Here is a 5,600-nt window from a genome sequence, read left to right as displayed (position 1 = left end):
AATTTGACGGCTCTCGTCCCATTCCATCCGGGTTACAATTCATCCTGTGGTGAAATCCTGCGAATAAGCGAGCATTCGTGAGAAAACTATAACGTACCGAGGGAGCTTAATGAAAATCGTTTATATGTTATCCCAACCGATCGCCATTTCAACCAATCTATCCGTCCCGATCGTAATATTTTTCTGCCCTAGAGGTTGACCACCCTGAGATTTGTAAAAGCCTAGAGATGGATTATCCCTTAGTACCCAAAGCATCATCGACGAGCAACCATTATTTTTCAATGATTCAACTACTGCATTGAAGAGTGTTTTGCCTATTCCTAAACCCTGATGTTCTTTTAACAGGTAAATGGCATATAGCTCACCGTCATGCAAGAATTCCTGATTTCGATTTTGGCCACCGCATGAAAACCCAACAATCTTGCCATCACTGTCTTCAACGATAAAAACTTTTTCATGTTCCGCGCGATTTTCAAATGTCCAGACCCAGTTCTTTGTCCTACTCTCGACGGAGAGACCTGATAAATATGTTTCATCTATGATGCCTGTATATGTTGTTCTCCAACTACTAACATGTACAAATGCAATTCTCTCTGCATCTTCAATGGATGCTTCTTTTACATTCATTAGATTGGCCCCCATCCTCAGGACTAAACTTCCAATCATACTTTACCACATTTAACCAGACTAAACTGCTGCTTGTAATCGTATTTCTAAAGAGCCCATAACTCAATTAACCATATCTTCATCGATGTACTTTAATACTTCCTGTTTCTTATTGTCAAATACATCTTTAGAAATGTAAACATTGACCTTATTTAATTTCCCATTCAAACCAACCGCTTCAAGACCGAGAGTAGCTGCCAAAGATGATAACTTCTCTTTGGATTCCAAGAGCTTTCGTCAGCACACTAAAAGACGACATTCGAGTTCATTTGGCACAAGCCTGAATAGGCTGCCGATCGTACCGGCAGCCTGGTATCATTGTGCTCCCTCCATTGCTTACTCCAGTATACAAAAAGGTACCCACAGCCTGAACACCTATTTTCAAAGTGTCCCGTCTATGGGTACCCGTATACTCCGGCACAGCAATATTATAATCCTTAATGATACTCATTCCGAAAATTAATCCAGCATTGATGAACGATCCGATCATCCCGCACTTGCCGATCTGCATGCAAAAGAATCGGTATCTCATGCCCATTTGCCGTCTTCAGGGACAGTCTCATCTGCTCAACCCTGCCTTGCATATTCATTAACGGTTCAAAATGTAAATGAAGAAAAACCGAGCTGGCGCGGGTAAGAACCGATTCAAACTGGCATCCACGCAAGCCCTCAAGATCATAGCCGAGCAAACGAAGAAGAGTGTCATCGGCATCCAGAATAACATGATCTTCTGTCAGGCATAATGTTGCGTTCAACTCTTCTTTCGCTTGTCCGTTGATTGTCATGCATCTTTCCTTCCGAACCAGGATTTACGCGATATAACTCTCCAGATACTCCTTGATCAGTCGTATCGTCTCCTCGGGATGGCTCATATGCGGGCAATGCCCCGTAGCCTCCATGAACTGCAGGGTGCTATTAGGCGTCTGGTAATGCACATAGGCTCCCACTTCAAGCGGGGCGATAATATCCTGCGTGCACTGAAGAACAAGAGAAGGAACGGTGACCTGCGTCAAGTCTTTTCGGTTATCGGCGAAAAAAGTAGTCCGGGCGAATTGCCGAGCGATCTCCGGGTTCATCGCGCAGAAGCTTTCTTCCAATTCGTGAGCGAGCTGGGGTCGGTTCGGATTCCCCATGATCGCTGGCGCAAGGTAATTTGCCCAGCCGGCATAATTGGTTTCCATCAGAAGTAGCAATTCCTCCAGATCTTTCCTCTCGAAGCCTCCTATATAATCGGGGGGATCGTTCAGATAGCGAGGGGATGGTCCGATCAGCACTAACTTGTCAAACAAGTCCACTTCCCTTATAGAAGCCAGAAGTCCAATAACGGCGCTGACGGAATGACCGACAAAGACAGCGTTTTTCAAATCAAGTGCATGGCAAATGTCGAGCACATCTTGCGTGTAGCCATCCAGATTACTGTATCGGTCGACGTCATATGCCTGAATATCGGATTTCCCCGAACCGACATAATCGAATAATACGATGCGGTAGTTCTCTTCAAATGCCGGCGTAACGTAACGCCACATATGCTGGTCACAGCCGAAGCCGTGAGCAAAAATCATTGTCCGTGTTCCGTTGCCCAAAATGTTGACGTTATTGCGGGCAAGTATATTTCCTTTCATGACAGCCTCCTTATGTGCGCCTGCGATTCAACTGCTCGTCTAGCTTTCGGGCGAAATTCAGAGTTTGATGTTACTTTATCACAATTTGACAGGTTCTGCGAATGTCAACATACGGAAAAGTTAGCTGCCGCATCGCATCGTAATCACGATGTAAAAACATAAAAGAGCTCCACTCGACCGAGCCCTTTTGCAACCCATGCATTGGAGTGAATTCACTCTCTTTTCGATGCGCAAAGCATTTCTTTCCAATTCAATTTTTATCGGATAGCATGGATTTAATGGAATTGTATACTTCAACCACTTCGTTATTCCGATCGTATAATTCGGAGGAATATTCCGCTCTCATATGAACAAGAAGCTCACGGTAATGTCTCCTTTTCTCTTCCTCAGAGAACTGTGAATTATGGACCAAAAAGGCACTCTCCCTATATTTAGATGCGGAATGATTCATTTTTGGTGCCTCCCCTGCTAAACTAATCCATATTAACCAATTAGATGCTTAATCAAATCTACTGATTCTACATCAGTCATTTGCGAAAAAGCAAAAGGAGCTGCCGCGGCAGCAGGTTTAATTCCTTTTATGCGTGGTAATAACTAAATAAGAATTACAAAATCTAGAGGGGGTTGCTAAATGCTTTGGAGCATCTTTGTTTTTCTAATCATCCTATGGGTGTTGGGCTTTTCTTTTCATATCGCAGGTGGATTAATCCACATTCTCCTTGTATTAGCTTTGATTTCACTAATCTATAATTTAGTTGCCGGTAGGAGAAGCCGTTAACCCAGTAGTAGTCCATTTTCCATCGTTTAACTGACTTAATGATTCGACAACCGAATCATTGCAGTTCATGTTCTTGTCCTCAATCGGAAAAGGCTATAAGTTCTTATCCAAATTCGAGGATAAGTACTTATAGCCTTAAAATGAAAAATCCGCCCAATGTGCTGACCCAAATCGATGTTGTCTTCCGACAATTATCTCTAAACCCTTGGATGTTAATGACACCTATTAGAATCCTTTCTTTAAGCAATAGGGTCTTTTTTTGTACATATGTGTAAAATCTCTTATTTTGTGAAGATCTACAGAAAGCAGAAAAAGACCCACATCCCGTTGAGAGGCCACTGAAAAAGTCCTTCTGAAAAAAAGGCACATCCCCTCATTTTTTTGAGGGGATGTGCCTTTTTTTCTTGTATAATTTAAGTATCATTGCGAGAGGGTGAACCCATTGTTCCAGCCTCAAATCTCATTTGCATTTAGCCCTTATACAGCACTGTATGACCTCATTGTGCCGAAAGATAACATGCTACGCCAAATTAATGAGCTGGTAGACTTCTCCTTTGTCTACAATGAATTGAAAGCGAACTACTGTCTGGACAATGGCCGAAACGCCATTGACCCCTTACGGATGTTTAAATATCTGCTTCTTAAAGCCATTTTCGAGGTGTCGGATGTCGATTTAGTCGAACGCTCTCGGTACGACATGTCATTCAAATACTTTCTTCAGATGGCACCGGAAGAGCCGGTCATTGACCCGAGCTCGCTCACAAAGTTCCGCAAAATGCGGTTGAAAGACCTCAATCTTTTGGATCTGTTAATCAGCAAGACGGTCGAGCTGGCTATCGCACAGGGAATCCTAAAGAGCACCGCCATTATCGTGGACGCGACGCATACAAAAGCCCGTTACAATCAGAAATCCCCAAGGGAGATTTTGCAGGACCGTTCCCGTAAATTACGAAAAGCGATTTACACCATAGACGAATCGTTGAAAGCCAAACTCCCCGCCAAAAATACGGTGGATACGCTCGAGGCCGAGATCGACTATTGCCAGAAACTCATTGAGGCCACCGAAACGAAACTTGGCATCGCTCAACTGCCTAAGATCACGGAACCGCTGAACATGCTCAAAGAAACCGTTGAAGATGACGTGGAGCAACTGCGCATTTCGCAAGATCAAGACGCCCGCGTCGGACATAAGAGCGCTGACTCTTCGTTTTTTGGCTACAAGACGCATATAGACATGACCGAGGAACGAATCATTACAGCGGCAATCGTAACAACAGGCGAGAAGAACGACGGAAAACAACTGCAGGCCCTTATCGAGAAAAGCAAAGCCACGGGTATGGAAATAACGACTGTGATCGGCGATACGGCGTATTCGGAGAAGGACAACTTGGCGTATAGCAAGGAAAATGAAATCGAACTGATTTCAAGGCTTCACCCGCAAATTTCGCAAGGTATGCGTAAGAAGGAAGACGAGTTCGAATTCAACAAAGATGCAGGCATGTACGTATGCAAAGCCGGCCATATGGCGATCCGCAAAGCGAGGCAAGGAACGAAGGGCAAAGGAAAAAACCAGACGGATACCTACTATTTCGATGTGGAGCTTTGCAAACGGTGCCCCTTCAAAGTGGGATGTTACAAAGAAGGATCCAAAACCAAAACGTACTCCGTAAGTATTAAATCCGGGGAACATGCGGAACAGATGGCCTTCCAGGAAAGTGAGTATTTCAAGGAAAAAGCAAAAGAACGCTACAAAATTGAAGCGAAAAACAGTGAGCTTAAACATCGGCACGGGTACGACGTAGCGTCGTCCTCGGGTCTGTTAGGGATGCAAATACAAGGAGCTATGGCGATATTTGCAGTGAATTTAAAACGAATCATGAAGTTAGCGGACTAAGAAAAAACAGAGCAATACCACATAAAAAGCGACACCTACCCGAAAAATCCGGGGTAAGTGTCGCTTTTCTTTAAATATAACTTGGGTCACTGGAAAAGCTTTAGTTCTTCAGTGGCCTCTCCCGTTGATGTAGGTCTTTTTTTATATGTTAAAGGGGGGCGAGTTCTATTATAGACTCGATTCATTAACGCCAGATGAAAACCAAATTTCATTCTAATTACAAATGCCGCGACAGCTCCCTCGTCAGATATCTTTATCAAGCTATCGTACCCGTTAGCGTAATGCCGTATTGAACAGAAAAATTGAATCAATGTCTTTAACACTTGATATTGATTACGATATAAAAAATCAACCGGAATTTGATTAACGTTCTACCAGCCCCCGCCATTAATCCATGGTCCCCAGCCGCCAATTTCTGTCACTACGTCTTCTCTATAATCGTCATCAATTGCAGCCGCAACCCGCCGAAGACTGGCAATGTCCAGCCCTTTTTCAGAATCGTAATAAATACCGATATCAATATCAGAGTCAGGGCGTATAGCCCCCTTTGCTCTTGAACCGCCGGAACGAGAGTGCTTATTCCGCAGAATTTGTTTTTTAATTGTCAACTATATTTGAAATGATGGTTTGCGCGTTCATT

General features: G+C 43.7%; 7 protein-coding genes. 2 read left to right on the top strand and 5 right to left on the bottom strand.

From position 1 onward, the window contains the following. Positions 1–120 precede the first annotated feature (120 nt). The 4 genes from AC0YNV_RS40370 to AC0YNV_RS40355 form a co-directional block, all read right to left on the bottom strand. A complete protein-coding gene (locus AC0YNV_RS40370) occupies positions 121–627 on the bottom strand; it encodes an N-acetyltransferase family protein (RefSeq protein ID WP_475773082.1) in 507 nt (168 codons plus the stop codon). A gap of 102 nt (positions 628–729) precedes the next feature. Next, positions 730–867 carry a hypothetical protein gene (locus AC0YNV_RS40365; RefSeq protein ID WP_475773081.1) on the bottom strand — a complete coding sequence of 46 codons (138 nt, stop codon included), beginning with the start codon at positions 865–867 and terminating at the stop codon, positions 730–732. A 236-nt stretch (positions 868–1,103) separates the two neighbouring features. Continuing rightward, positions 1,104–1,451 carry a hypothetical protein gene (locus AC0YNV_RS40360; protein ID WP_475773080.1) on the bottom strand — a complete coding sequence of 116 codons (348 nt, stop codon included), beginning with the start codon at positions 1,449–1,451 and terminating at the stop codon, positions 1,104–1,106. 24 nt (positions 1,452–1,475) lie between these two features. Next, positions 1,476–2,288 carry an alpha/beta fold hydrolase gene (locus AC0YNV_RS40355; RefSeq protein WP_475773079.1) on the bottom strand — a complete coding sequence of 271 codons (813 nt, stop codon included), beginning with the start codon at positions 2,286–2,288 and terminating at the stop codon, positions 1,476–1,478. 631 nt (positions 2,289–2,919) lie between these two features. On the opposite strand from AC0YNV_RS40355, the gene AC0YNV_RS40350 reads away from it, so the two are divergent. Both AC0YNV_RS40350 and AC0YNV_RS40345 read left to right on the top strand, forming a co-directional pair. After that, positions 2,920–3,066 (top strand): lmo0937 family membrane protein, encoded by a 147-nt coding sequence (locus AC0YNV_RS40350; RefSeq protein ID WP_475773078.1) that lies wholly within the window; start codon positions 2,920–2,922, stop codon positions 3,064–3,066. Positions 3,067–3,508: 442 nt separating this feature from the next. Beyond that, on the top strand, positions 3,509–4,960 hold the full coding sequence (locus AC0YNV_RS40345; protein ID WP_475773077.1) for an IS1182 family transposase: 1,452 nt from the start codon (positions 3,509–3,511) through the stop codon (positions 4,958–4,960). A gap of 371 nt (positions 4,961–5,331) precedes the next feature. Here the strand turns inward: AC0YNV_RS40345 and AC0YNV_RS40340 are convergent, their stop codons facing one another. After that, positions 5,332–5,568, bottom strand: coding sequence for a nucleotidyltransferase domain-containing protein (locus tag AC0YNV_RS40340; protein ID WP_475773076.1), 237 nt, complete (start codon positions 5,566–5,568; stop codon positions 5,332–5,334). Positions 5,569–5,600: the final 32 nt, after the last annotated feature.

Source organism: Paenibacillus sp. JT31N11 (genome assembly GCF_056269285.1).
Note: the sequence above shows the minus strand (reverse complement) of the source record. Positions and strands in the feature narration are given on the sequence as shown.